1 pseudogene is annotated in these 1,050 nt (G+C 40.4%); it reads right to left on the bottom strand.

Annotated features, from left to right (window positions below):
• Positions 1-338: 338 nt before the first annotated feature.
• Positions 339-681: pseudogene (locus tag CIK04_RS27175) on the bottom strand (XRE family transcriptional regulator).
• Positions 682-1,050 lie beyond the last annotated feature (369 nt).

Genomic DNA, 1,050 nt, shown 5'->3' on the forward strand with positions numbered 1-1,050 from the left:
GAGTGATGACATCTTGCTCTGCTTGCAATTTGTCTTTGGTGATCCAAAGAGAAACCAGCAAAGCCAGTGCAGTCAACATAACAGGAACTAAAACTTGGGTTCGAACGGACAAGTTTTTAGAGAAATGCATTTAACGCCTCAATCTATCAAATGTTCGCTTCCGTGCTCTGGGAACAAAGCCAAAAGTTGGAAAGACGAAATTCTAGATCTTGGTCACGTTTTTGTCTATATAAAATGCTAATAATTTCATAAACGTTAACGCCATAAAATGACAATCGCCAATTTAACGACCATATGAAAACAAGTGAAAAAATGTAGAAGAATATGTATTTACAACATCAATTAATTGGGTGCTCATATTCAATAATGACCTGATTACCTTCCACATACACGTTGCGGATCAACCCATCAACCGTGACCTTGTTTTGCAAAAAAATCGTCTGCGACGTCGAGAGGTCACGACGAGAAAGTGAAGGGATCACTTTGAAAGGTTGCACGTGTAGCTGCTCGCACAGTTGTGTTAAACCAACGTCAGCGGCGTATCGCCACGTAGATAAGCAGAGAACTCGTGATGATTGAGGCCAAGACGTCGCGTCATTTCCATCTGCGTTAATATGCATTTTGCTTTTGCGACATCCAGATATCGTAAAGCGCAATACGATCCTTCTCCGTAAATTCCATCACTTTTCCCCAATCATCCAATCTGAGTAGAAAACTCTCATGAATTAATAACTAAAGTGTTAGTTATAAGTCAAAAACAGGCTGTTTTCTGCTTCAGAAACGGTACTTGTTGCACAAAACTCGATCATGTTCACACACATCAGCTATAGGCAAAGCCAATCATTGACCCGCAAATCACTTTTTCTCATCGCTTTTTTGGGTTATTCATCGATTTTCTGATACCTTTCGGGTTTTGATTCAAACGATGAGTTTTTCAATATGAATGATTGGATAATTGAGCTGCAACGAGCACTCTTTAGTAAATCACAAGGATTTGGTTCGGCAGCGTCCTGTTTATCACAGGTTGCAGCGCCATCGCATGGATCGTCT

The organism is Vibrio sp. 03_296 (genome assembly GCF_002265885.1).